Genomic DNA, 25,777 nt, shown 5'->3' on the forward strand with positions numbered 1-25,777 from the left:
ATGACTGTTAGAGGGCTTCAAGGCTGGCCGTGGCAACCCGGTAGCGCCTAGACTTCGCCGATCTTCAGCTCAGGAACCGCCCGTGACTTCAATCTTCTGGTACGACTACGAAACCACTGGCATTAATCCGCGCAACGATCGCCCGTTGCAGGTGGCCGGCATTCGCACCGACCACGCACTCAACGAAATCGACGATCCGGTCAACCTCTATTGCCAGCCGAGCGAAGACATCCTGCCGCATCCGGCCGCGTGCGCAATCACTGGCATCACGCCCGCCCAGCTCGCCGAACACGGCTTGAGCGAAGCCGATTTCATGACCCGCGTGCATGCGCAACTGGCTGCTCCGGGCACTTGCGGGGCCGGCTACAACACCTTGCGTTTCGACGACGAAATGACCCGCTACAGCCTGTACCGCAATTTCTTCGACCCGTACGCCCGAGAATGGCAGGGCGGCAACAGTCGCTGGGACCTGATCGATGTGGTGCGCGCCGCCTATGCACTGCGCCCGGATGGCCTGGTCTGGCCGACCGACGACGAAGGCCGGGTGACGCTCAAGCTCGAACGCCTGACCGCTGCCAACCAGATCGACCATGGCCATGCTCATGAAGCGTTGTCGGACGTGCGCGCGACCATTGCGCTGGCCAGGCTCATTCGCGAAAAACAACCGAAACTCTATGACTGGCTGTTCCAGTTGCGCAGCAAACAGAAAGTCATGGACCAGATCCGGCTGCTGCAACCGCTGGTGCACGTCTCCGGGCGCTTCTCGGCGGCGCGCAGTTATGTCGGTGTAGTCCTGCCACTGGCCTGGCACCCGAAAAATCGCAACGCCCTGATCGTCTGCGACCTGCATCTTGACCCGCAGGGATTGCTGGATCTGGATGCGCAGTCCCTGCGTCAGCGTTTGTACACACGCCGAGACGAGCTGACGGAAGGCGAGTTGCCGGTGCCGCTCAAGCTTATCCATATCAACCGTTGCCCGGTGGTGGCCCCGCTGGCAGTGTTGCGTGCGGAGGATCAGCAGCGTCTGGGCCTGGACATGGCGTTGTATCAACAGCGCGCACTGCGGCTAACTGACGCACAACAAGTCTGGAAAGATAAAGTTGCCGAGATTTATGTCGCTGAAGATTTCACTCCCAGCGAAGATCCGGAACAACAGTTGTACGACGGATTTATCGGTGATCGCGATCGGCGCCTGTGCGAGCAAGTGCGCAATGCCGACCCGGCTCAACTGGCACAAGAGCAATGGCCGTTCGATGATGAACGTTTACCCGAATTGTTCTTTCGATATCGCGCACGCAACTTTGCCCAGACCCTGACGGGCGAAGAGCAACAACGCTGGCGATTATTTTGCCAGCAGCGTTTGACTCAGCCTGAATACGGCGCGCCGAATACCTTGCAATCTTTTACAGAGGCCGCCGAGCAATGGGCAGTTAATGCCACACCGTTGCAGAGAGAGGTGCTCAATGACTGGCAAAATTATGTCCAGGCATTGCGCAAACGTTTGGATCTTTGAATTCGAACATGCCCCGGCTTAAATGCCAGGCATAAAAAAACGCCAGCGTTCGCTGGCGTTTGTTTTTTCGCTGATTGCTCTGCGAATGGGTTGCGGCTTAGCCCAGCAGGGTTGCCCAGCCTTCAACCACGTCACCGCCCCACTTGGCTTTCCACTCTTTCAGAGTCTTGTGGTTGCCACCTTTGGTTTCGATGACTTCGCCGTTGTGCGGGTTTTTGTATTGTTTAACTTTGCGTGCACGCTTGGTGCCGGTAGTTTTCACTGCGCCGCCACGTGGCGCCTTGGTTTTTGCTTCTGGATCCAGCAACGCGATGATGTCGCGCAGGGATTTCGAGTATTCGCCCATCAGGGTGCGCAGTTTGCCTTCGAATTCCAGCTCGGCTTGCAGTTTGTCGTCTTGCGACAGGTTCTTCAAACGAGCTTGCAGCTCTTTGATGGCTTCTTCGGTGGCGCGATATTCGTTGATCAGGGACATGGTTACTACCTTGGTGAAGTGTTGAATGGCAGGGGGACAGTGTCGCAATAATAGTCAGGGTGTTTCATCAAGTAAACATTTAACCAAGGTTTTTATTTGAATTAGTTACGAGACACTGCCGACTTTTGAATATTCCGTTAAATAGTGTGACCGGGTCATCACAGATATTCACAGTTGCCTGATCGAATGCCGCCTCCAGCGCCGGATCGGTTGACGATGATTCCCAACTAAAGGCGCAGCGCCCGCCGTGGCGAGACCGCACGCCGATCAATACTGCAGTTTTCCCGCGCAGTCGCTAGAATGGCGGCCTTTGCGAAGTTCTGGAGTTCCCCCTCATGCGCACTTTTCGTCTGGTGATCTCTTGCCCGGACCGCGTTGGCATCGTTGCCAAAGTCAGTAATTTTCTGGCCTCTCATAACGGCTGGATCACCGAAGCGAGCCACCACTCCGACAATCAAGTGGGCTGGTTCTTCATGCGTCACGAAATTCGTGCCGACTCGCTGCCGTTCGGTATTGAAGAGTTGCGCGAAAAGTTTGCGCCGATCGCCGAAGAGTTCTCAATGGACTGGCGCATCACCGACACCGAGCAGAAAAAGCGCGTGGTGTTGATGGCCAGCCGTGAATCTCACTGTCTGGCGGACTTGCTGCACCGCTGGCACAGCGACGAACTGGACTGCGAAATCTCCTGTGTGATTTCCAACCACGACGACCTGCGCAGCATGGTCGAGTGGCATGGCATTCCTTATTACCACGTCCCGGTCAATCCGCAGGACAAGCAGCCGGCGTTCGCCGAAGTATCGCGACTGGTCAAGCAGCACGACGCCGAAGTGGTGGTGCTGGCGCGCTACATGCAGATCCTGCCGCCCGAGTTGTGCCGCGAATACGCGCACAAGGTCATCAACATCCACCACAGCTTCCTGCCGTCGTTCGTCGGCGCCAAGCCGTATCACCAGGCCTCGCTGCGTGGCGTGAAACTGATCGGTGCGACTTGCCACTACGTTACCGAGGAGCTGGACGCCGGGCCGATCATCGAGCAGGACGTGGTGCGGGTCAGCCACAGCGACAGCATCGAAGACATGGTGCGTTTCGGCCGTGACGTCGAGAAGATGGTCCTGGCCCGTGGCCTGCGCTACCACCTCGAAGACCGCGTGCTGGTGCACGGCAACAAGACTGTGGTGTTCTGATCGAACCCATGGGCTTGAAAAAAACCGGGTCTGGGCGTTGAATCGCTCAGGCCCTTTTTTATTCCAGCCACTCGGAGCAAGCCGATGAGCGATCCACTTGAGAAAGCCACCTCCAAAGCCCCGGCGACCTTGGGCGAAGGCTGTTTGAGCCGCTACGACCCGGAGGACTTGAGCCCTGACGACGGTACGGAGTTTTCAGGAGCCGCCGAATTGTGGGAACAGCTTCAGGATCAGCAGGACGACGCTAAGAAGCCTGCCTGACGTTCATCAGCTTCTTCAGCAACGGCCGGCCCAGCATCAACACGAACACCGGGCCACCGATCAACAGATAGAAGTAATACGTCACCACCCGCCAGATCAGGATCGCTGCCGCTGCGGTGGATTTGCCCACCATCGGTGCCAGCAGCGCCGCCGAGGTCAATTCCGCGGCCCCGGCGCCACCCGGGAGCAGGCTGAACTGCCCGGCGCCCAGCGAAAGCATTTGTATCAGGAAGCTCCACGCCCACTGCAAGTCCGCGCCCAGCCCGCGCAGCGCCAGATACAGCACGCTGTAGCGCAGCAGCCAGTGCACGCAAGTCAGGGCGAAGACCTTGATCAGGGTTTGCCAAGGCAACTTCAGGGTGTCGGTGAACGCGGCGAGAAAGTGCAGTAATTTGCGCGCCCAGCGCCGCCGCGTGCGCGCCGTGACGTTCATGCCGGCCAGCAATCGTCCGCTGAGGCGAATCAATGCGCGGTGATAACGCGCAATCAGCACACAACTGAACAACCCGCCAAACAGCGACACTGCACTGAGCATCAACAGCCACTCAAGACGATCGCTCAGATGCTGGAACAACGCGTAAATCAGAATACCGCTCAGGGCACAGAGAAAGAACAGGAGATCGCTGAGCTGATCCATGGCAAACACCGCACTGCTGCGCGCCGGGCGTACACCGAAGCGCGCCAGCAAGGCCATGATGGTCAACGGTCCGCCGCTGCCGCCGGGGGTGGCGCAGTAGGCGAATTCTGCGGCCATGACCACGCCGAGGCTCTTGATCGGCGGCACCTGCCCACGCTGGTCGCCCAGCAACAGGCGCAAACGCAGGGTGTTGATGCCCCAGCAGAGCATAATCATGCCGAACATCAGCAGCAACCAACGCAGCGGGAAGCTTTGCAGGCGCGCCCAGGTTTCGCCACCGCCGAGCACGACTGGAATCAGCACCGCGACGAGCAGGCCGATCAGCAATAACAAGCTGCGCTTCATGCCGCGCGTTCCAGTTGCGCGCGCTGTCGAGCGAGCCAGTTGATCTTGGTCATGGGGTCGCGTCCATCGGCGAGGAGTCGTTCAACGGTTTGCAGCCAATAATTGCGCGAAAAAGGGTGGCGCATATCTACCGGGTGCAAACCCAGGCGAATCACCGGCGCCCGACGCCAGCGCTGTTCGCGTTGATCGCTGAGCACTTTGGACAAACCACGCCGCCAGGCACTGCGCGCGCTCCACACCAGTCCCGGTGCGTCGATGGCGGTGAAGTCCGGCAACCGATAAATGTGCTGCGGATCGCTGGTGTACTGCAGCGGCAATTCGCGCAATGCCTGGCGCGTGCCATCGCTCATCAGCCACGCCGGGGCGACGAAACCGTGCACAGGCCAGTCGTGGCGTTGAAAGATCTCAAGACCGGCATGCAAACGGGAGAGGGCGGTTTCGCGGGACAGGCGGTAAAACTCGCCTTCGTAGGTATAGACCCGGCGCATGAACCAGTCACGCGGTGTCCTCGGGCCTGGCTCCTGGTCATCGTGATAGTAACCGTGCAGGGCCAATTCATCGCCCCGCACCAGCCGCTCGTCAAGCAAGCGGCGGAACGCCGGGTGCGCATCAAGGGCATTACGCCGGTGAAAATCCGGCACGACCAGCCACGTCATCGGCACTGCACCCATGGCATCGACCGCTTCGACAAACGGCTGATAATCGGCCCAGGTTTCCGGCGCCACGTCATGCAAGACCAGCAGCACGGCGCGGCGATTGTTCGATTCAGCCATTGGCCACCTTGGGAGTCGCGTGGCCGAGTACGGCGTGATAGTGACTGAGCAGACTGTCGACCACATTGTCCCAGGCGTAATGCTGCTCGACGTGCTGGCGCGCTTGTCGGCCAAGTTTTGCGCAGCCGCGACTGAACAGTTCGCGCACGGCATTGGCCATCGCCTGCGGATTGTTCGGCGCGCACAACAGGCCGCAGGACTCGTCGACGATTTCTTCGAAGGCTCCCGCTGCCACAGCAACCACCGGAATGCCGCAGGCCATGGCTTCGAGAATCACCAGACCAAAAGTTTCCTGATCGCCGGCATGCACCAGCGCGTCGGCGCTGGCCATCAATTGTGCGACCCGCGCCGGCGGGCAGAACTCGTCGATGACGCTGACGTTGTCCGGGACGATGGCCGGCATCGATGAGCCCACCAGCAGCAAGTGATAACGCGGGCCGAGGCGTTGCATGCACTTGAGCAGCACCGGCAGGTTTTTCTCTTTCGAACCGCGCCCGGCGAAAATCAGTAGACGTGTGTCCTCGGCGATGCCCAGTTCCGCACGCAGATTGCGCTCGCACGCGCCCGGATGGAAGGTCTGCAGATCAACGCCCAGCGGCTGCACGTAGACGTTGCGCACGCCCAGCCCGGTGAGCTTGTCGGCCATCACCTGGCTGGGCGCCAACACACGGTCGAAGTTGCCGTAGAGTTTGGTCACATAGGCCTCGACATTCGGTGTGACCCAATGGCCCATGCGGTTGCCGACCAGCAGCGGCAGGTCCGAATGATAAAAGCCGATCACCGGCACATCCAGCTGCCGCCGCGCATCCAGCGCCGCCCAAGCGGTCAGGTAGGGATCGCCGACTTCGATCAGATCAGGCTGCAAGTCCTGCAAAACATTGCGCCATGGCGCCAGGCGCAGCGGGAAGCGATAACCCTTGCCAAAAGGCAGGGCAGGGGCCGGTACGCTGTAAACGCCGTCGTTTTCGCCATAACGGGCGCCGGGAATCAACAGGCTGTGGCGAATGCCGGGTCTGCCCGTCAACCGACGGTGCTTGGCATCCAGATAAGTCCGCACGCCGCCACTGGCCGGGGCGTAGAACATGGTGATGTCGGCGATATGCACGGTGATCATCCCTCCGCTGCTGGGTTCTCCCTTGTTGACCTTTATCGAGAATGGATGTTCGGTCGGGATTGCGCGGTGGGGCGTCGGGCGGTTTTCGACTTGGAGGCCGCCATCGCCAGCAGGCTGGCTCCCACAGGGGATTTGTGAGCGACACAGATCAATGTGGGAGCCAGCCTGCTGGCGATGGCGGTAGATCAGACGCTATATGCGAAAACTGCCCACCAGTTGCTTCAACCGTGCAGCCTGCTGCTCCAGATCCGAACAGGCACGCAAGGTCGCGTGGAGGTTCTCCACGCCTTCCTGGTTGAGTGTGTTGATCTCGGTAATGTCGACGTTGATCGACTCGACCACCGCGGTCTGCTCCTCGGTCGCGGTCGCCACCGACTGGTTCATGCCGTCGATTTCACCGATGCGCTGGGTCACGCTGTTCAAGCGCTCGCCGGCGAGGTTGGCGATCTCGACGCTGTCCTTACTGTGGCGCTGGCTGTCGCTCATGGTGCTCACCGACTCGCGGGCGCCGACTTGCAGCTCCTCGATCATGGTCTGCACCTGCTGCGCCGATTCCTGGGTGCGGTGGGCCAGATTGCGCACTTCATCGGCGACCACGGCAAAGCCACGGCCAGCCTCGCCGGCGCGCGCCGCTTCAATTGCCGCGTTGAGCGCCAGCAGGTTGGTCTGCTGGGAAATGCTGGTGATCACTTCGAGAATCTGCCCGATGTTCACGGTTTTGCTGTTCAGCGACTCGATGTTGCTGCTCGATGCACTGAGCATGCTCGACAGTTGGTTCATTGCTTGAATGCTGCGTTCGACCACTTGCTGGCCATCTTCGGCGAGACCGCGCGCATCGCTGGCCTGACTCGACGCCTGCGCCGCATTGCGGGCGATTTCCTGCGCGGCGGCGCCGAGCTGGTTGATCGCTGCCGCCACGCTGCTGGTGCGCGAGGCTTGCTGGTCGGAGTTGTACATCGACGAGTTCGAGGCCGCGACCACGCGCAGCGCGACTTCGTTGACTTGCCCGGTGGCCGACGAGACTTCGCGGATCGAACCGTGAATACGTTCGACGAAGCGGTTGAATGCGGTACCCAACACGCCAAACTCATCGTGGTTGACGATGGTCAGGCGCTTGGTCAGATCGCCTTCGCCGTCGGCGATGTCTTCCATGGCGCGGGTCATGACGTGCAGCGGCTGAATCAGGATGCGGATCAGCATGCCCAGCAGCGCCAGAATGATCGCCACGGCAATCACCGTCGCAATCACCGCCGAAGTGCGGAATTCGCTGAGCATCGCGAACGCCTGATCCTTGTCCACCGACAAGCCGATGTACCAGTTAACCGACGGCAGACCCTTGATCGGCGCGAAGGTGAGGATGCGGGTCTTGCCATCGACGCTGACTTCGCTGAAATCGCTGCTGATGCGCGGCGTGTCCTGCGGATAGGCTTCTTTGAGTGACTTCATCACCAAGGCTTTGTCCGGGTGCACAAGGATCTTGCCGTCGGCGCTGACCAGAAACACATAACCCATGCCGTCGAAATCCCGCGCGGCGAGGGTGTCGACCAGCGATTGCAGGCTCAGATCACCGCCAACCACGCCGACGCTCTGGCCGGCCTTTTTCGAGGCGGTGGCGATGGAAATGATCAACTGGCCGGTTGCCGCATCGATGTACGGCTCGGTCAGGGTCGAGGTGCTGCTGCTCTCGGCGCCCTTGTACCAGGGACGAACGCGCGGGTCGAAACCGTCCGGCATTTTCGTGTCGGGGCGGATGGTGAAATGGCCGGTGGCGTCACCCAGGTAGGTGGCCATGAACACCGAGGTCAGGGTTTTCTGTTCGAGCAGGCTGGCGACGTTGGCAGGTTCCGGATTGGCGGCGATGTTCTGGGCGGCGTTTTCGATCAGCAGAATGCGACCGGTCAGCCAGGTCTGGATATTACCGGCAGTGACCTCGCCCATTTCTTCGAGGTAGCTGTTCAGGTCATCGCGGATCGCGTTGCGTTGCAACCAATCGTTATACAGGGTGAACGAGGCGAAGGCGGCGATGACGACGAGGGCGGCGGCAAGCAGGATTTTATGGCTGAAGCGCAGATTTTTGTTCATGGCTTGGGGTTCCGCTAAGGTCTTAATGTCCCGGGCGTGCTTTTATAGAGGCACGTGAAACGGGCAAGGGTCAAAACAAGCTGATATTTCCGTCTCTCCTTAGGGAAATGTCCGGCTGACTCGGGTCGGGTCTCTCAACCTTTCTATCGGCCATGCAGCATCAAAGATTAACCATTGGGTGACAAAATGCCTGACTCCTCGCAACTCGTAATCGGCGCCGATCCGGCTGGCCAGCAGACTGCTCAGGCGATGCGCCTGGCGAACCGCCACGGCCTGATCGCCGGCGCCACCGGCACCGGTAAGACCGTCACCTTGCAGCGCCTGGCCGAAGCGTTCAGCGACGCCGGTGTCGCGGTGTTCGCCGCCGACATCAAGGGTGACCTGTGCGGTCTCGGTGCCGCCGGCAATCCACAGGGCAAGGTCGCCGAGCGGATCGCCGGCATGCCGTGGCTCAACCACACCCCGCAAGCGTACCCGGTGACCCTGTGGGATATACATGGCGAATCCGGGCATCCGCTGCGTACCACGTTGAGCGAAATGGGCCCGCTGCTGATCGGCAGTCTGCTGGAACTCACTGACAGTCAGCAGTCGGCGCTGTATGCGGCGTTCAAGGTCGCCGATCACGAAGGTCTGTTGCTGCTCGATCTGAAAGACCTGAAAGCGCTGCTCAATCACCTCAAGGACAATCCGCAACTGCTCGGCGAAGACGCGGCGCTGATGACCACCGGTTCCAGTCAGGCCCTGCTGCGTCGGTTGGCGACTCTGGAACAGCAAGGCGCAGAAGCCTTGTTCGGCGAGCCGGCGTTGCAACTGGAAGACATTCTGCAACCGAGCGCCGATGGCCGCGGACGTATTCATCTGCTCGACGCCAGCCGTCTGGTGCACGAAGCGCCGAAAGTCTACGCGACGTTCCTGTTGTGGCTGCTGGCCGAACTGTTCGAGCAATTGCCGGAGCGTGGCGATGCCGACAAACCGCTGCTGGCGCTGTTCTTCGATGAGGCGCATTTGCTGTTTGGCGACACACCGAAGGCTTTGCAGGAACGCCTCGAACAAGTGGTGCGCTTGATCCGCTCCAAGGGCGTTGGCGTGTATTTCGTCACCCAGTCGCCCGCCGATCTGCCGGATGACGTGCTGGCCCAACTGGGCTTGCGTATCCAGCACGGCTTGCGTGCGTTTACTGCCAAAGAGCAGAAATCCCTGCGTGCGGTGGCCGAAGGTTTCCGCCCGAATCCGGCGTTCGACAGCTTGTCGGTGTTGACCGAGTTGGGGATTGGCGAGGCCTTGGTCGGCACCCTGACCGAGAAGGGCACGCCGGAAATGGTCCAGCGTGTGCTGGTGGCGCCGCCGCAATCGCGGATCGGGCCGCTCAGCGCAACCGAACGCACCGTGCTGATTGCCGGATCGCCGTTCAAGGGCCGTTATGACAAGCCGATCGATCGCGAGTCGGCTTATGAAATCCTCATGGGGCGTAAAGGCCTGGCGCCGGACGCTGAGGTGCCCGCAGGAAAACCAGCGCCTGAAGAACCAAGCCTGGCCGACCGGGCGGGAGAGTTTCTCGGCACGGCGGCGGGGCAGGCACTGAAGTCAGCCATGCGCCAGGCGGCCAATAATCTTGGTAAACAGTTGGTGCGTGGTTTGATGGGCTCTCTGCTCGGTGGCAGCAAACGCCGCTAAAAATGTAGGAGTGAGCCTGCTCGCGATGGCGATGTATCGATCGACACTTGAAGTGACTGATCTACCGCCATCGCGAGCAGGCTCGCTCCTACAGGGTTTGCTGATTTTCAGGATTTGGCCTTGGCGTGCGCCGCCAGTCTTTCCAGCGCCGCACGCAAACCCGGATCGCTGATCCCGTCAGCCGTTTCCTGAATCGTCGCCGCAGCATCGGTCGACAGGTCCATGGTGTGCCCGGTCGCGCCGCGCTGCACCGTCGGCGGCTGCACCTTGAACAGGATCCGCGTCAGGCTGGTGAACTCGTCGAACATCTGCAATTGCCGCTGCAAGCGTTTCTGCTGATAGCGCAGGCGTGTGGCCCAGTGGCCGTCGGTGACAATCAGCAGCAGACTGCCCTCGCGCCACGACGCCACATGGCAGTGTTCGCGGGCGGCGGGTTGCAGCTGGCTTTCGAGCAGACGTTGCAAATGCCCCAGCCGTTGGGCATGGCCGAGGATGGCTTTGAGCGGCTTGGCTTCGCGTAGCAGAACGGCGGGTGCTCTGGCCGTGAGAGGGCGAAATGCCATGATCGAACACCTGAAGTAACAGAAGCGCCATGGTAGCAGAAAGCTGCGGAACCACTCGCCCATTGCTTTTGTCCCTGCTTTGCTCATTAAATCAACGACTAACTTCTTGCCCCTGTGGGTTGAAGTTGAGCAAAACGCCCTTATTTCAAGTGAGCCCCGTCAAAGCGCAGTGCCAGCATCGTGGAACATCGCCACTTTCCTCACCACCGTTTCCGGGTAGAATGCTCGTTCGCATGCGGCCATGAGGGCTGCACGGGCGACTCACGGGGCCGCCCTCCATCCCTTTAGTGTGGAAGATCCTGCCGATATGTTTGCGCCTTTGTTAAAGAAACTTTTTGGAAGCAAGAACGAGCGTGAAGTCAAACGCATGCTCAAGACGGTGCAGCTCGTCAATGCCTTCGAAGAGCAAATGGTGGCCCTTTCGGACGATCAATTGCGCGCCAAGACTCAAGAGTTCAAGGACCGCATCGCCAAAGGGGAAACCCTCGACAAGCTGTTGCCGGAAGCCTTTGCCGTGGCCCGCGAGGCCGGCAAGCGCGTGATGGGCATGCGCCACTTCGACGTGCAACTCGTCGGCGGCATGACCCTGCACGAAGGCAAGATCGCCGAAATGCGCACCGGTGAGGGTAAAACCCTGGTGGCGACCCTCGGCGTTTACCTCAATGCACTGTCCGGCAAGGGCGTGCACGTGGTGACGGTGAACGACTACCTGGCCCGTCGTGACGCCAACTGGATGCGTCCGCTGTACGAATTCCTCGGCCTGACCGTCGGCGTCGTGACGCCGTTCCAGCCGCCTGAAGAAAAGCGTCTGGCCTATGCCGCCGACATCACTTACGGCACCAACAACGAATTCGGTTTCGACTACCTGCGCGACAACATGGCGTTCAGCATGGAAGAAAAATTCCAGCGCGAACTCAACTTTGCCGTGATCGACGAAGTCGACTCCATCCTCATCGACGAAGCGCGTACCCCGCTGATCATTTCCGGTCAGGCCGAGGACAGTTCCAAGCTGTACATGGAGATCAACAAACTGATCCCGCAGCTGGAACTGCACGTCGAGGAAGTCGAAGGCCAGGTCACCAAGGCCGGCCACTACACCGTTGACGAAAAGACCCGTCAGGTCGAACTCAACGAAGCGGGTCACCAGTTCATCGAAGACATGCTCACCCGCGTCGGCCTGCTGGCCGAAGGCGAGAGCCTGTACTCGGCGCACAACCTCGGTCTGCTGACCCACGTTTACGCCGGTCTGCGTGCGCACAAGCTGTTCAACCGCAACGTTGAATACATCGTGCAGGACGGTCAGGTCGTGCTGGTCGACGAACACACCGGTCGTACCATGCCGGGTCGTCGTCTGTCCGAAGGCCTGCACCAGGCCATCGAAGCCAAGGAAGGCCTGAACATTCAGGCCGAGAGCCAGACCCTGGCCTCGACCACGTTCCAGAACTACTTCCGTCTGTACGAAAAGCTGTCCGGCATGACCGGTACCGCTGATACCGAAGCGTTCGAATTCCACCAGATCTACAACCTGCCGGTCGTGGTCATTCCGCCGAACAAGCCGTTGGCGCGTAAAGACTACAACGACCTGGTGTTCCTGACCGCCGAAGAGAAATACGCGGCGATCATCAACGACATCAAGGAAGGCATGGCCCAGGGCCGTCCGATCCTCGTCGGTACTGCGACCATCGAAACTTCCGAGCACGTGTCCAGCCTGCTCGCCAAGGAAGGCATCGAACACAAGGTCCTGAACGCCAAGTTTCACGAAAAAGAAGCTGAAATCATCGCTCAGGCCGGTCGTCCAGGCGCCCTGACCATCGCCACCAACATGGCCGGTCGCGGTACCGACATTCTGTTGGGCGGCAACTGGGAAGTGGAAGTCGCGGCGCTGGAAAACCCGAGCCCCGAGCAGATCGCGCAGATCAAGGCCGACTGGCAGAAGCGCCATCAGCAAGTGCTGGAATCCGGCGGCTTGCAGGTGATCGCTTCCGAGCGTCACGAATCGCGTCGTATCGACAACCAGCTGCGTGGCCGTGCCGGCCGTCAGGGCGATGCCGGTTCGAGCCGCTTCTACCTGTCGCTGGAAGACAGCCTGATGCGCATCTTTGCCTCTGACCGGGTGAAGAACTTCATGAAAGCCCTGGGCATGCAGCCGGGCGAAGCGATCGAGCACCGCATGGTGACCAACGCGATCGAGAAGGCGCAGCGCAAGGTTGAAGGCCGCAACTTCGATATCCGCAAGCAATTGCTCGAGTTCGACGACGTCAACAACGAACAGCGTAAAGTGATCTATCACATGCGTAACACGTTGCTGGCCGCTGACAATATCGGTGAGACCATCGCCGACTTCCGTCAGGACGTGCTCAACGCCACCGTCAGCGCGCACATTCCACCGCAATCGCTGCCCGAGCAGTGGGACGTCGCTGGTCTGGAAGCGACGATCGAAAGCGACTTCGGCGTGAAACTGCCGATCCAGCAATGGCTCGACGAAGACGATCACCTGTATGAAGAAACCCTGCGCGAGAAGCTGATGGCCGAGCTGATCGCCGCGTACAACGAAAAAGAAGATCAGGCCGGTGCCGAAGCACTGCGCTCGTTCGAGAAACAAATCGTCCTGCGCGTACTGGACGATCTGTGGAAAGACCACCTGTCGACCATGGATCACCTGCGTCACGGCATCCACCTGCGTGGCTATGCGCAGAAGAACCCGAAGCAGGAATACAAGCGCGAGTCGTTCACGCTGTTCTCCGAGCTGCTTGATTCGATCAAGCGCGACTCGATCCGTGTGCTGTCGCACGTTCAGGTTCGCCGCGAAGATCCGGAAGCCGAAGAGCAACGCCTGCGTCAGGAAGCCGAAGCGCTGGCCGCCCGCATGCAGTTCGAACACGCCGAAGCGCCGGGGCTGGATCAGCCCGAAGCGCTGGGTGAAGAGGTCGATGTCGCCCTCGCCACCGCACCGGTGCGCAACGAGCAGAAGCTGGGCCGCAACGAGCTGTGCTATTGCGGTTCGGGCAAGAAATACAAGCATTGCCACGGGCAGATCCAGTAAAACCCGTCGCACTCGCTGAACTACCCGCGCCGCGACCGGCTCCTGCCGTCGCGGCGTTTTGCCATTCACACCACCGTCGCGGCGAGTGACGGTGCTGACATCATTGAGTAAGGAGCGCATTCATGGCTGTTGGTCTTGGTCCGTTGCCAACGTTGCACCCGGTTGCCGGTTTTGAACTCGGTATCGCCTCGGCCGGCATCAAGCGCCCCGGGCGCAAGGATGTTGTGGTGATGCGCTGTGCCGAAGGCTCGACCGTGGCGGGCGTGTTCACCCTGAACGCGTTCTGTGCGGCGCCGGTGATTCTGGCGAAAAAGCGTGTACAGAATGCCGTGCGCTACCTGCTGACCAACACCGGTAACGCCAACGCCGGCACCGGCGAACCGGGCCTGGCGGCTGCCGAGCGCACCACCGCGAAACTGGCCGAGCTGACCGGCGTCGACGCCAGCCAGATCCTGCCGTACTCCACCGGCGTGATCGGCGAGCCACTGCCCGTCGAGAAGATCGAAGGCGCGCTGCAAGCGGCGCTCGACGATCTGTCGGAAAACAACTGGGAAGCTGCCGCCACCGGGATCATGACCACCGACACCCTGCCGAAGGGCGCCAGCCGCCAGTTCGCGCATGACGGCGTGACCATCACCGTCACCGGCATCAGCAAAGGCGCGGGCATGATTCGCCCGAACATGGCGACCATGCTCGGCTACATCGCCACGGACGCCAAAGTCTCGCGTGATGTGCTGCACAACCTGATGCTCGACGGCGCGAACAAGTCGTTCAACCGCATCACCATCGACGGCGACACCTCGACCAACGACTGCTGCATGCTGATCGCCACCGGCAAGGCTGCGCTGCCGGAGATCACCCGTGCTGAAGGCGAGCTGTTCGCCAAGCTCAAGCAAGCGGTGTTCGAAGTGTGCATGGACGTGGCTCAGGCCATCGTGCGTGACGGTGAAGGCGCGACCAAGTTCGTCACCGTCGAAGTCAACGGCGGTGGCAATCATCAGGAATGCCTGGACGTCGGCTACACCGTGGCCCACTCGCCGTTGATCAAGACCGCGCTGTTCGCTTCCGACCCGAACTGGGGCCGTATTCTTGCTGCGGTCGGCCGTGCCGGTGTGCCGGACCTGGACGTGAGCAAGATCGACGTATTCCTTGGCGAGGTGTGCATCGCCAGCCGCGGCGCGCGTGCGGCGACCTACACTGAAGCGCAAGGTTCGGCGGTCATGCAGCAGGAAGAGATCACCATCCGTATCGAGCTGGGGCGCGGCGATTGCAGCGAAACCATCTGGACCACCGACCTGTCGCACGAGTATGTGAAGATCAACGCTGAGTACCGCACCTGATCCGAGACCGGGTCGCCTGCATCGCCAGCAGGCTGGCTCCCACAGGAATCTGTATCGTTCACAAATCCCCTGTAGGAGTGAGCCTGCTCGCGATTGCGCCAGCCCGGACACCACTTATATAGAGTTTCCCTCTGACGAAAAGGCGCCACCACCATGTCCCTGCACCTGATCATCGGCGACAAACTGCTTTCCTCCTGGTCCCTGCGCGCCGCCCTGGCGCTGGAGCTGACCGGCGCACCGTACAGCGAAGAACTGATCAGACTCGGCAAGCCCGACACCCGCGCGCTACTGCTCAAGCATTCGCCGACCGCCAAGGTGCCGCTGCTGAAAACCACCCGCGGCACCATCGCCGACTCGCTGGCGATCGCCGAATACCTCGCCGAGCAATTCCCCTCCGAGCAGCTCTGGCCGAGCGATGTGTTCGCCCGCGCCCAGGCCCGCTCCGCCTGCGCGCAAATGCACAGTGGCTTCTTCGCCATGCGCAATCACATGCCGTTCAACCTCAACCATGACGCGCCGCTCGATCCGGTGCCGCCAGAAGTGAAGGTCGACATCGAGCGCATGCTCGCCTTGTGGGCGGAGTGTCGTGCAGCAGCGACCGAAGAAGGGCCATACCTGTTCGGCCGGGTCAGTCTGGCCGATGCCTTCTTCGCACCGATCGCGGTACGCCTGCGTACCTATCAAGTGCAACTGCAGGCCGCCGACGAAGCCTATGTTGAAATCGTCTACCAATGGCCTGCGTTCAAGGCATGGCAGCAGGCAGCACTGGAGGAGTTGAACCGGTGAAACGTGTCCACGTCGCCGCTGCAGTCATTCGTGACGCCAGCGGCAAAATCCTCATCGCTCGCCGCGCCGACACTCAGCATCAGGGTGGTCTGTGGGAGTTTCCCGGCGGCAAGGTCGAGGCTGACGAGTCGGTAGAAAGCGCGCTGGCGCGGGAATTGAACGAGGAGCTGGGCATCGTCGTTGACGCTGCCCGGCCGCTGATCAAGGTTCGCCATGATTATCCGGACAAACAAGTGTTGCTGGATGTCTGGGAAGTCTCGGCCTTCGCGGGTGAACCGCATGGCGCCGAAGGGCAGCCAATGGCCTGGGTGACGGCGAAGGAACTGGTGAATTATGAATTCCCGGCGGCCAACCAGCCAATCGTTGCCGCGGCGCGTTTGCCCGCCGAGTACCTGATCACCCCGGAAGATCTGGAAACCCCTGCGCTGCTGCGCGGCATCCAGAAGGCGATTGCGGGTGGCATCAAGCTGATTCAGTTGCGTGCGCCGAATGGCTACGACCCCAAGTACCGTGATCTGGCGGTGGATGCGGTCGGCCTGTGTGCTGGCAAGGCGCAGTTGATGATCAAAGGGCCGTTCGAATGGCTCGGCGATTTTCCTTCGGCCGGCTGGCACATCACCTCGGCGCAACTGCGCAAATACGCGGCGGCGGGGCGGCCGTTACCGGCAGAGCGCTGGCTGGCCGCGTCGTGCCATAACGCCGAAGAGCTGGCGCTGGCCGAGCAGATGGGGGTGGATTTTGTCACCCTGTCGCCGGTACAGCCGACGCTGACCCACCCGGATGCGCAGCCGTTGGGCTGGGAGCAGGCTGAGACTTTAGTCGAGGGTTTCAGCAAACCGGTGTTTTTGCTCGGTGGGGTCGGGCCGGCGGAGCGGGACAAGGCCTGGGGTGCCGGCGCGCAGGGTGTGGCGGGAATTCGCGCATTCTGGCCTGCGTCTCTATAAAGGCTGATGGCCTCATCGCTGGCAAGCCAGCTCCCACAGGGTTTGTGTCGTTCACAAATGTTGCGTAAGCCACTAAACCTGTGGGAGCTGGCTTGCCAGCGATGGCGGCTAAACAGGCGCTACATTTCTGTTGGCTTTGGGGCCGCCTGCCACAAAATCTCCGCCACCCCCTGCCGCCGCGCAATCAACCTTGCCGCAACAAACAACAGATCCGACAACCGATTGATATACGCCAAGCCAACCCCGGCCAGCGGTTCCAGCGCATTCAGATGCTGGCAACGTCGCTCGGCACTGCGCGCCAGGCTGCGGCACACGTGCGCCTGGGCGATCAACATTGAACCACCGGGCAAAATGAAATTCTCCAGCGGACCCAACTCTTCATTCCACACGTCGATCGCCGCTTCCAGCCGTTCGATTTCTGCTGCGTTCAACGCCTGATATTCCGGCATTGCCAGTTCGCCACCCAGATCAAACAGGCGATGCTGACAAGGCGCCAGGACCTCGATCAGCTCATTCAGCCCCGGGCAGCTTTCACGCTCGGCGATCAACCCGGCCAGCAACACGCCGACCTGACTGTTCAGCGTATCGACTTCGCCGATCGCTTCGATCCGCGGATGATCCTTGGGCACGCGACGGCCATCGCCGAGGCCGGTTTCGCCGGTGTCGCCGGTGCGGGTATAGATTTTCGACAGGCGGAAGCCCATGGGTTACCTCGGTAGTTGATGGTTTTCAGCGGCGATGGGCGTTGGCTGGGTCAGTGGCAGGCGCAAGGTGAAGCAGGTGCCCTGGCCCGGCGCGGACTGCACTTCCATCTGCCCTTTGTGATTGTTGGTAATGATGAAATACGACACCGACAGGCCCAGCCCGGTGCCCTGGCCGATTTCCTTGGTGGTGAAAAACGGCTCGAAGGTGCGTTTGCGCACGCTTTCGCTCATGCCGATACCGTTGTCTTCGACCTGGATTTCGGCCCAGGGCGGATTGAGTCTGGTGCGCAAAATGATGCGCCCCGGCTCGCGGTCGTCTTCGCGCTGGTGAATCGCCTGCGCGGCGTTTTTCAACAAATTGAGCAGTACCTGCTCGAGCTCGTTGGCGGTGCCCGGTACCGGGCCGAGCGCCGGGTCGAACTGGCGGATGATCGCCTGGCCCTTGAAATCGAAACCGATGGCCAGATCGAAGTCGTTGCCAGCGATTTCCACGGCTTGGTCGATCAGTGCCGGCAAGTCGCACGGGGCCATTTGCCGAGTGCTGCGGCGGCTGAAACTGAGCATGTGCGTCACGATCTTCGCCGCCCGCGCACCGGCCTGTTGAATGCCGTCGAGCAGTTGCGGCACTTCGCGGCCTTGCAGGTAGCGGTTGACCGTGTCCAGGTCGATACCCAGTTGTTCGGCGGTTTCCAGGTTCTTCGGCAAATCGGCGGACAGGCGTCGGCGGATGTTTTGCACGTTGTGCAGGATCGCGCCCAGCGGGTTATTGATTTCATGGGCCATGCCGGCGGCGAGGCCACCGACCGAGAGCATTTTTTCCGACTGCACCATCATCTCTTCCAGCGACAGGCGCTGGGTGATGTCGTCAATGCGGATCACCACGCCGCGCCCGGCACCGCCCATCAGCGGATAAAAGGTCAGCGCATAGTGCTTGGGCTCTTCGTCCTTGAACCAGGTGACCCGCTCGATTTTCGCCACGGTGTGCTGCTCGACGGTCTGCTTGAGTTGCGGCAGAAACGGCTTGAGCGGTTCGAAGGCAAGGAAGATCGGCTGGTTCAGCGCTTCGTCCAGACGCGTGCCGGAGAGGGCGCTGGCTTCCTGATTCCATTGAGTGACGTAGAGCTGCTCATCGAGGGCGATCAGCGCCGAGGGCATCGAGTCGATGATGCTGTTGAGGTAGTTCTGGAAACCGGTGAGTTTCTTCTCGATCTTGCTGCGCACCTGGACTTCCAGTTCCAGTTTGCGATTGGTGTGGCGGGTTTCCTCGGCCAGCCCCTGGGCCTGATCGTAAGCCGCCTGCGAATCATCACGGGCGCGCTTGAGCTGCTGCTCGCGTGCTTCGATGCGCGAGAGCATGGTGTTGAACGCCTCGGCCAGACTGCCAATTTCATCGTGGTTACCGCGCGCCGCGCGCAAGGCGTAATTCTCTTCGCGGGTGACCTGCCGCGACAGCTCTTCGAGCTGATGGATCGGCCGGGTGATCAGGCGTTTGATCTGCCGGGCAATCACCAGCCACAGCAGCACGCTGAAAATCAGAATGCCAAGGCTTGCGGTCAACGTACCGGTGTAGAACGCCATCGGCAATTCGCTGCTGGCGACCAGCAACAGATGGCCCGGCGAAGTGCCGGGACGGGGCAGGGTGATCAGTTGGTTGCTGCGAAACTCGGTCAATTGCCACGCCTCGACGTGGCGATAATGCTCCGGCAGGCTGAGCTTGTCGCCGCGTTGCACTTGCGCCAGGCGTTGGCCTTTGCCGTCGTAGAGGGCCGCGGCGCGCAGCGGTGAATAGCTGTCGAGCTCCTTGAGCAGGCGCTCGGCGCTCTGCGGTGATTGCAAGGCTTCGCTGACCAGACTCGGGTTGGAGATCAGCCGGCCGATGGTCTGCAAGGCCTGCGGGGCCATGCTCTCCTGGGAGATGTAATAGGCGGCGCTGATGAAGGTCAGGTTGGCGACCAGCAGAACCGTGGTCAACAACACCAGCAGGGCGGCCAGTAATTTCTGGCCGACCGGCAGGTTTTCGAGGCGCTGGCGCAATGGCATCAGGTTTATCGCAACAAAGGAACAAGTCGCCAGCGTAGCCGCTGCTCAGTCGCTGGGCAATCCGAGGCTGCGCAGATGGCCGATCAGACGTTGTTGCAATTGTTGCAGGTGCGGCAGGTTCACCTGATGGCGCTCGGCAACTTTGCAGGCGTGGCCCAACAGGTAACTGATTTCGGTACGGCGTTGGTTGGCGACGTCCTGGTACATCGAGGAGTAATTGGCCGCGGTGGCCTGAATCACCCGCTCGACTTCCGCTTGCAGATTGTCCGCCGCTGCCGGTTGGCCGCAGCGTTCAAGCAATTCGGCCAGCTCGCCACACAGCGTGGCAACTTCGCAGTGATGCTCGGTCAATCCGCCGTTACGGCAGTCGTGCAACACCGTCAGCGGGTTGATCGCGCAGTTGAGCGCCAGTTTGCGCCACAGGCGGGTGAGGATGTCGGCGGTCCATTCATGAGGAATGTTCGCCGCTTGCAGATCGTCCAGCCAGATCGGCGCCAATGGATTTGCCGCATCGCCGAGCCAGGTGAAACCATGACCGGCAAACACCACGCGCCAGTCGCCATCACGAAACGCGCCTTCGGTGCTCGAGGCGCTGATGCAACGTGCATGCGGGACCTGGGCGGCGACCGCGTCCTGACTGCCGAGGCCGTTCTGCAGCAGGATCAGCTCGGCATCCGCCGCCAGGCGCGGGGCGATGCGGGCGACGGCGCTTTCGGCGTCGTAGGCCTTGCAGGCCACCAGCAGACGGTGAATCGGCGCGGGGTGGTCTGCGGTTTCAGCGGGAACTGCATGGGTACTGGCTTGTCCGTTTTCTACCAGAGTCAGTCCACCGGCGGCCTCGTAGCTGCGCAAACGCGTTTCGTCGCGCACGATCAACCGCACCGGCAGACCCGCGCGGGCCAGGCGGGTCGCCCATAACGTGCCGAGACTGCCGGCGCCCAGTACATGCCAGGGAGTCGACATCAGTTTTTTGCTCGATTGCTTGCAGGCATGTGCGGCGCGCCGTATCGGTGGGAAAAGACCCGTTATAATGAGCCCGATTTTAACCGCAAGCCAAGCGCGCTCCATCACCATCGAGCGCGCCTTTTTATTGGAGAGATTACATGCCGTCGTTCGACGTGGTATCCGAACTGGACAAACACGAGCTCACCAACGCGGTCGAGAACGCCGTGAAGGAACTCGACCGTCGTTATGACCTGAAAGGCAAAGGCAGTTTCGAGTTCAAGGAAAAGGACCTGACCGTCAGCCTGACCGCCGAGGCCGGATTCCAGCTCGAAGCGATGATCGAAATCCTCAAGCTGGCGCTGGTCAAGCGCAAGATCGACGTGCAGTGCCTTGAGGTCAAGGACGCCTACGCCTCGGGCAAGCTGATGAAGCAGGACGCCGTGCTCAAGGAAGGCATCGACAAGGAGCTGGCGAAGAAGATTGTCGGCCACATCAAGGACGCCAAACTGAAAGTGCAGGCCGCCATTCAGGGCGAGCAAGTACGTGTGACCGGCAAGAAGCGCGACGACCTGCAGGAAGCCATCGCGGCACTGCGCGCCAAGGAATTCGGCATGCCGCTGCAGTTCAACAATTTCCGCGACTAAACTGCTCTGTGACTGTGTGGGAGCGAGTGTGCTCGCGAATGCAAGGTGTCGGTCAATTCATCTTTGAATGACACACCGCATTCGCGAGCAGGCTCGCTCCCACATTATTTTGTGTACACCCCGGGAAGCCGGAAATCAGGAGAAAGAACATGGATTTGAATGCTGAGGTGGACCACCTGGTCAAGGCGTCCCAGGCGTGGATTCCGATGATCATGGAGTACGGCAGCCGCGTGCTGCTGGCGGTGATTACCCTGGTCATCGGCTGGTGGCTGATCAACAAGGTCACGCAAAAGCTCGGCGGTCTGTTGGCCTTGCGCAATGCCGACCTGGCACTGCAAGGCTTTATCAGCAGCCTGGCGAACATCATTCTCAAGGTACTGCTGATCGTCAGCGTCGCGTCGATGATCGGCGTGGAAACCACCTCGTTCGTCGCGGCCATCGGTGCGGCCGGTCTGGCCATCGGTCTGGCCTTGCAGGGCAGCCTGGCAAACTTTGCCGGTGGCGTGCTGATTCTGCTGTTCCGGCCGTTCCGCATCGGTGACTGGATCGAAGCGCAAGGCGTGGCGGGCACTGTCGACAGTATCCAGATTTTCCACACCGTGCTGCGTACCGGCGACAACAAGACCATCATCCTGCCCAACGGCAATCTGTCGAACGGCATCATCACCAACACCAATCGTCAGCCGACGCGCAAGGTTGTGTTCGATGTCGGTGTCGATTACGAAGCAGACCTGCAAAAAGCCCGCCAGGTGTTGCTGGACCTGGCCAAGGATGAGCGCGTATTGCAGGACCCTGAGCCACAGGCGGTGATTTCGACACTGGGTGACAGTTCGATCACGGTTTCCTTGCGGGTCTGGGTTAAAACTGCCGACTACTGGGATGTTATGTTCATGTTCAATGAACTGTCGCGCGATCGCCTGAAAGCCGCCGGGATTGATATTCCTTTTCCGCAGCGGGTTATTCGTGTAATGCAGGAACCGGCAACTAAATGATAGGTTGCTAATTAAACTGTCTGACTCGGCAGTCAACGCAGTTGAATGCAGCAGCAATAAAAAAGGCCCATCCTGAGATGGGCCTTTTTATTTGTTATCGCAAACTAACTGGATGCGATTACAACAGCGACAGCGGGTAGTCAACGATCAGACGGAACTCTTTGATGTCGCCTTCGCCCTGGTCAGCGTTAGCCTGGTGCCATGCTTGACGAATGCGGAAGGAGAGATCTTTTGCCGGGCCAGACTGAACAACGTACTTGGCTTCCAGGTTGGTCTCGTTGTGCTTGCCATCTTCACCGTACAGGCCAGCGTAAGCGCTGCCAGTTGGGGTGTTAGTGCCATCGATGTCCCAGCCTTTAACGTAACGGGTCATGAAGCTCAGACCTGGAACGCCGTACTCGGCCATTTTGATGTCATAACGGATCTGAGCGGATTTCTCGTTCGGACCGTTGAAGTCAGAGTACTGAATGGAGTTGGCGAGGAAGATCGAGTCGCCACCACGGTTGTTCTTGCCCACGCCGATGTAGTCGAAAGGCGTGTCACCGTTGACCTTCTGGAAGGCCAGGGTAATGGTGTGCGCTTTCAGGAACGAAAGAGCGGTTGCCAGGGAGAACGTGGTGTTGCTGATATCGCCGGCTTTCGCGTCACCGGTGTCGGTGGTGCGGTAGATGTTGAAGTCGGTGTTCAGCGAGGTGTCACCACTGAAAGGCGTGGTGAGGTTCACGTTGGCGTAGTACTGGTTCCAGATGTCTTCCAGCTTGGCGCCGTAGAGCGATGCGCTCAGGTTTTCGGTGATGCCGTACTTGCCGCCGAAGTAGTCGATGGTGTTGGCTTCTTCGCCAGCGTAGTTGGCGTACAGACCACCTTCGCGGGAGTTACGGTCCTGGCTGGTACCCGAGTAGAAGTGGCCGGCCTCGAGATCAAGATCTTTGATTTCGCTGCTCTGCAGCTGGAAGCCGCTGGCAGTTTGCGGGAGGATACGGGAACCACCGACTGCGAACACTGGAGAGGTGCTCGGCTGCATGTCGCCCACTTTCAGCTCGGTTTTCGATACGCGGAACTTGACCGCAGCACCGGCTTTGCCCTGGCTGTCGTTGACTTCGCCATCGGCATCGCGGCTCATGTTGCCGGTGCCGCCAGTGCCGTCACCGCCATCGAGTTTGATGGCCAGATAACCGAAGGCATCAATGCCCACGCCTACGGTGCCTTGGGTGTAACCAGAGCTGAAGTTGCCCCAGATACCCTGGGTCCAGTCTTTCTGGTCGTTGCCGCCATTCTTGTTATTGCGGTTGAAGTAATAGTTGCGAATCAGCAAGTCAGCTTTGGCGTCTTCAACGAAGCCCTTGGCCTCTGCCTGGTCACTAACGAACGGTGCGGCCGTAGCCAACTGAGAACCGGCAGCTGCTGCAACTGCCAGTGCGATCATGCTCCACTTCATCACGCGCATCGTGATTTGCTCCTTTGGTTTTAGAAGAGTACTGCCGTCCCACCTGTTTTATTATCTGGGCGGCTCTTTCTTTTTGTGTCGGCGCAAACTTATATCACGCCGACAATGTTGGCGATACTTGCGAATTCAACCTTTCAGCTTCTTTACGACGTTGTCGCGAATGACTGGATGGATGTCGCAAATTCACAGTACCGACGCAGCCGGACTGACAACTTTCTTGCTGTTCATGGGCCTTTTTGCATCGGTAAAAAAGAGTCCCTGGCAAAACACTTGAATCTCCATCGGGCAACCCTGCCACTGTTTTTATGGGGCTTAGGCATCCACTTCCGGTGGTGCGCTTATAGTCCATATGAGTACGAATGCAACAAGCGTGCTCAAACCGCGTTTTCCTTGCGGTTATTTTCCCCAGCGCCTCTCTGCATTTGTGAAAACCTTGTGAAACGGGGGCTTCGAGGCTGTTTTTTTCAGCGCTTGACGTTAGCCCTGCCATGGTGTTGTCACGCTGTTTCGCGCGCGTGACAATCAAAAACGTTACCCGTTCACCCCGTCATTGAGTATTCGGCGGATGCCCGACGCACTGAGCGTAGACGGGTTGTGCGATTTTGGTGCAAATAATTTTCTGCCCCTGTTCGGCTTCCCGCGGCTTTGAGCGCTTGAGAGGCCGAGCATTGCGTGTGTTTCGATCGTTTCATCGAGATAGTGATGGGTATCGGGTCCGTGTTGGTGCGTAGCGTTCGCAAATGTCCCATGTCGGGGCATCGGCGCAACGATGGCAGGCAGCGCTGTCGTGAAGGCTCGCGCATTCACAGGTATGCTGCACGCCTGTCGCTTGGCGGGCCGTCCACAGTGATCGCCGCTAAGCTGAATATGTCGATCAGCCGGGAGTGCGCGCAGTGTTTGCTTTAGATTCACGACTTCAACAGGACACGCTGGTCATCGGTGACTTCCCGCTTTGCCGTTTGCTGCTGTCCAACGATAGCCAGTACCCGTGGTTCATCCTGGTGCCGCGTCGCGAGGATATCAGCGAGTTGTTTCAGTTGGATGTCGCTGATCAGCAGCAGCTCTGGCAGGAAACCACCATGCTGGCCGAACTGCTCAAGGATTCGTTCGACGCCGACAAACTGAACGTCGCCACCTTGGGCAACGTTGTCAGCCAGTTGCACATGCATGTCATCGTGCGCAAACGCGATGATGCCGCGTGGCCAGCGCCGGTCTGGGGCAAGAACCCGGCCCGACCGTATAGTGCAGAGCAGGTCGCCGCCATCCGCGAGCGCCTGCGCCTGGTGCTGACCGACGATTTCACTTTTGTGGAGGGCTGAGTCATGACTCTGGAACAACGCGTTACCGATCTGGAGAGCCGGCTGGCCTTTCAGGACGATACGATTCAGGCGTTGAATGACGTTCTGGTGGAGCAGCAGCGCGTGGTCGAGCGCCTGCAATTGCAGATGGCGGCACTGCTCAAGCGCCAGGAAGAAATGGTCGGGCAGTTCGGTTCTTTCGAAGAAGACGCACCGCCGCCGCATTATTGATTTCATGCAGGCATAAAAAAAACCGCGAGCAGCCAGGCTGTTCGCGGTTTTTTGCTTTGGGTCAGCGGCGTGGCAGCGCGGCGATGACGTCCTCGGCTTGCAGGCCCTTGTCGCGGTTCATCACCGAGAACTCCACGCGCTGGCCTTCGACCAGAACGCGGTGACCTTCGCCACGGATCGCACGGAAGTGCACGAAAATATCATCGCCGGAATCGCGCGAGATAAAGCCAAAGCCTTTGGAGGTGTTGAACCACTTGACGGTGCCGGTATCACGGTTGGTCATGTCGTAGCTGGTCGGCGTGGCGGCCGGTGAAGAACGATAGAAGCTCACCGCCAGGTGCACGACCACCGCAACCAGTGCGATTACCAGGCTGAACAGCACGGCCGGCTGGCCAGCGATGACCGGCATCGGCGCGATCAGGGTCAGGGTTTGCAGGACGACGGTCAGTACCAGAAGAGCGCTGACCAGGTTTTGCAGATGCTGACGCGGGCCTTTGTTCCAGTAGGGAATTACTGGCGCAAGGATCAGGTTCAGCAGGCCGAAAAAGGCCAGGTAAAGTGCATCGGGTTGTTGCAGGTAGGGAACGGCTTCGGATTTCAAGCTGGGTATGAACGACAGCAGCAAGGCCGCTGCGCCCATCAGCAGGTGGACGATTTTCAACATTTTGATTGGCTCACGTTTATGACGGCTCACAAGGAAGAGCTGAAGGCGAACGGTTCGCTTCGGAACAAAGAAAAGAGG

The 25,777-nt window shown here is 60.1% G+C and carries 23 protein-coding genes and 1 pseudogene; 12 read left to right on the plus strand and 12 right to left on the minus strand.

Annotation, left to right across the window (positions count from 1 at the left end; genetic code table 11):
* Window positions 1-82: 82 nt before the first annotated feature.
* The gene (sbcB, locus tag J3P75_RS06675; RefSeq protein ID WP_434709717.1) at window positions 83-1,513 is read left to right on the plus strand and encodes an exodeoxyribonuclease I; all 1,431 of its coding nucleotides are present in this window, start codon (window positions 83-85) and stop codon (window positions 1,511-1,513) included.
* A 97-nt stretch (window positions 1,514-1,610) separates the two neighbouring features.
* Here the strand turns inward: sbcB and mvaT are convergent, their stop codons facing one another.
* Entirely contained in the window at window positions 1,611-1,988 is a 378-nt protein-coding gene (mvaT, locus tag J3P75_RS06680; protein ID WP_085689457.1) for a histone-like nucleoid-structuring protein MvaT, read from the minus strand.
* 335 nt (window positions 1,989-2,323) lie between these two features.
* Here mvaT and purU point away from each other — a divergent pair, with 335 nt between their 5' ends.
* Window positions 2,324-3,172, plus strand: coding sequence for a formyltetrahydrofolate deformylase (gene purU / locus J3P75_RS06685; RefSeq protein WP_090285672.1), 849 nt, complete (start codon window positions 2,324-2,326; stop codon window positions 3,170-3,172).
* A gap of 84 nt (window positions 3,173-3,256) precedes the next feature.
* Window positions 3,257-3,433 carry a hypothetical protein gene (locus J3P75_RS06690; protein ID WP_434709718.1) on the plus strand — a complete coding sequence of 59 codons (177 nt, stop codon included), beginning with the start codon at window positions 3,257-3,259 and terminating at the stop codon, window positions 3,431-3,433.
* Here the strand turns inward: J3P75_RS06690 and J3P75_RS06695 are convergent.
* The 5 genes and pseudogenes from J3P75_RS06695 to J3P75_RS06715 form a co-directional block, all read right to left on the minus strand.
* The gene (locus J3P75_RS06695) at window positions 3,417-4,415 is read right to left on the minus strand and encodes a lysylphosphatidylglycerol synthase transmembrane domain-containing protein (protein WP_434709719.1); all 999 of its coding nucleotides are present in this window, start codon (window positions 4,413-4,415) and stop codon (window positions 3,417-3,419) included. The genes J3P75_RS06690 and J3P75_RS06695 overlap by 17 nt on opposite strands.
* Complete coding sequence (locus J3P75_RS06700; protein ID WP_434709720.1) at window positions 4,412-5,188, minus strand: DUF2334 domain-containing protein; 777 nt, start codon at window positions 5,186-5,188, stop codon at window positions 4,412-4,414. The genes J3P75_RS06695 and J3P75_RS06700 overlap by 4 nt, the downstream gene beginning before the upstream one ends.
* The gene (locus J3P75_RS06705) at window positions 5,181-6,302 is read right to left on the minus strand and encodes a glycosyltransferase family 4 protein (RefSeq protein ID WP_434709721.1); all 1,122 of its coding nucleotides are present in this window, start codon (window positions 6,300-6,302) and stop codon (window positions 5,181-5,183) included. Before J3P75_RS06705 ends, J3P75_RS06700 begins: the two co-directional genes overlap by 8 nt.
* Before the next feature lie 192 nt (window positions 6,303-6,494).
* Window positions 6,495-7,259, minus strand: coding sequence for a methyl-accepting chemotaxis protein (locus J3P75_RS06710; RefSeq protein WP_434711227.1), 765 nt, complete (start codon window positions 7,257-7,259; stop codon window positions 6,495-6,497).
* Window positions 7,260-7,400: 141 nt separating this feature from the next.
* Window positions 7,401-8,384, minus strand: a pseudogene (locus J3P75_RS06715) (HAMP domain-containing protein); the annotation flags it as partial.
* 186 nt (window positions 8,385-8,570) lie between these two features.
* Here J3P75_RS06715 and J3P75_RS06720 point away from each other — a divergent pair.
* Entirely contained in the window at window positions 8,571-10,058 is a 1,488-nt protein-coding gene (locus tag J3P75_RS06720; RefSeq protein ID WP_434709722.1) for a helicase HerA-like domain-containing protein, read from the plus strand.
* A 107-nt stretch (window positions 10,059-10,165) separates the two neighbouring features.
* On the opposite strand, the gene J3P75_RS06725 is transcribed toward J3P75_RS06720, so the two are convergent.
* On the minus strand, window positions 10,166-10,621 hold the full coding sequence (locus J3P75_RS06725) for a DUF721 domain-containing protein (RefSeq protein WP_434709723.1): 456 nt from the start codon (window positions 10,619-10,621) through the stop codon (window positions 10,166-10,168).
* A 307-nt stretch (window positions 10,622-10,928) separates the two neighbouring features.
* Here J3P75_RS06725 and secA point away from each other — a divergent pair, with 307 nt between their 5' ends.
* The 4 genes from secA (at window position 10,929) to J3P75_RS06745 (ending at window position 16,734) form a co-directional block, all read left to right on the plus strand.
* Window positions 10,929-13,664 (plus strand): preprotein translocase subunit SecA, encoded by a 2,736-nt coding sequence (gene secA, locus J3P75_RS06730; protein WP_093098948.1) that lies wholly within the window; start codon window positions 10,929-10,931, stop codon window positions 13,662-13,664.
* Between the two features lie 122 nt (window positions 13,665-13,786).
* Complete coding sequence (argJ, locus tag J3P75_RS06735; protein ID WP_331691854.1) at window positions 13,787-15,004, plus strand: bifunctional glutamate N-acetyltransferase/amino-acid acetyltransferase ArgJ; 1,218 nt, start codon at window positions 13,787-13,789, stop codon at window positions 15,002-15,004.
* A gap of 153 nt (window positions 15,005-15,157) precedes the next feature.
* Window positions 15,158-15,790: a glutathione S-transferase family protein gene (locus J3P75_RS06740; protein ID WP_434709724.1), complete on the plus strand. Its 633-nt coding sequence runs from the start codon at window positions 15,158-15,160 to the stop codon at window positions 15,788-15,790.
* On the plus strand, window positions 15,787-16,734 hold the full coding sequence (locus J3P75_RS06745) for a Nudix family hydrolase (protein ID WP_434709725.1): 948 nt from the start codon (window positions 15,787-15,789) through the stop codon (window positions 16,732-16,734). Before J3P75_RS06740 ends, J3P75_RS06745 begins: the two co-directional genes overlap by 4 nt.
* Window positions 16,735-16,853: 119 nt before the next feature.
* Here the strand turns inward: J3P75_RS06745 and J3P75_RS06750 are convergent, their stop codons facing one another.
* Genes J3P75_RS06750 through J3P75_RS06760 form a run of 3 tightly spaced genes read right to left on the minus strand, consistent with a single transcriptional unit; the run spans window position 16,854 to window position 20,441 of the window.
* The gene (locus tag J3P75_RS06750) at window positions 16,854-17,438 is read right to left on the minus strand and encodes a cob(I)yrinic acid a,c-diamide adenosyltransferase (RefSeq protein ID WP_434709726.1); all 585 of its coding nucleotides are present in this window, start codon (window positions 17,436-17,438) and stop codon (window positions 16,854-16,856) included.
* Window positions 17,439-17,441: 3 nt separating this feature from the next.
* A complete protein-coding gene (locus tag J3P75_RS06755) occupies window positions 17,442-19,478 on the minus strand; it encodes a sensor histidine kinase (protein WP_434709727.1) in 2,037 nt (678 codons plus the stop codon).
* Window positions 19,479-19,523: 45 nt separating this feature from the next.
* On the minus strand, window positions 19,524-20,441 hold the full coding sequence (locus J3P75_RS06760) for a putative 2-dehydropantoate 2-reductase (protein WP_434709728.1): 918 nt from the start codon (window positions 20,439-20,441) through the stop codon (window positions 19,524-19,526).
* A gap of 140 nt (window positions 20,442-20,581) precedes the next feature.
* Here J3P75_RS06760 and J3P75_RS06765 point away from each other — a divergent pair, with 140 nt between their 5' ends.
* Complete coding sequence (locus tag J3P75_RS06765) at window positions 20,582-21,067, plus strand: YajQ family cyclic di-GMP-binding protein (RefSeq protein ID WP_007912755.1); 486 nt, start codon at window positions 20,582-20,584, stop codon at window positions 21,065-21,067.
* A 149-nt stretch (window positions 21,068-21,216) separates the two neighbouring features.
* Window positions 21,217-22,059, plus strand: a complete 843-nt coding sequence (locus J3P75_RS06770) for a mechanosensitive ion channel family protein (protein WP_434709729.1) — start codon at window positions 21,217-21,219, stop codon at window positions 22,057-22,059.
* Window positions 22,060-22,177: 118 nt separating this feature from the next.
* Here J3P75_RS06770 and J3P75_RS06775 read toward each other — a convergent pair whose 3' ends face one another.
* Window positions 22,178-23,506 (minus strand): OprD family porin, encoded by a 1,329-nt coding sequence (locus J3P75_RS06775; RefSeq protein ID WP_090285629.1) that lies wholly within the window; start codon window positions 23,504-23,506, stop codon window positions 22,178-22,180.
* Between the two features lie 893 nt (window positions 23,507-24,399).
* Between J3P75_RS06775 and J3P75_RS06780 the strand changes: the two genes are divergently transcribed.
* Complete coding sequence (locus J3P75_RS06780) at window positions 24,400-24,825, plus strand: HIT family protein (protein WP_434709730.1); 426 nt, start codon at window positions 24,400-24,402, stop codon at window positions 24,823-24,825.
* 3 nt (window positions 24,826-24,828) lie between these two features.
* The gene (locus J3P75_RS06785; protein WP_090285625.1) at window positions 24,829-25,035 is read left to right on the plus strand and encodes a SlyX family protein; all 207 of its coding nucleotides are present in this window, start codon (window positions 24,829-24,831) and stop codon (window positions 25,033-25,035) included.
* Window positions 25,036-25,096: 61 nt separating this feature from the next.
* Here J3P75_RS06785 and J3P75_RS06790 read toward each other — a convergent pair whose 3' ends face one another.
* Window positions 25,097-25,699, minus strand: a complete 603-nt coding sequence (locus tag J3P75_RS06790) for a cold shock domain-containing protein membrane protein (RefSeq protein ID WP_434709731.1) — start codon at window positions 25,697-25,699, stop codon at window positions 25,097-25,099.
* Window positions 25,700-25,777 lie beyond the last annotated feature (78 nt).

It is taken from the genome of Pseudomonas sp. R1-1 (assembly GCF_051132135.1).
Taxonomy (GTDB): Bacteria; Pseudomonadota; Gammaproteobacteria; order Pseudomonadales; family Pseudomonadaceae; genus Aquipseudomonas.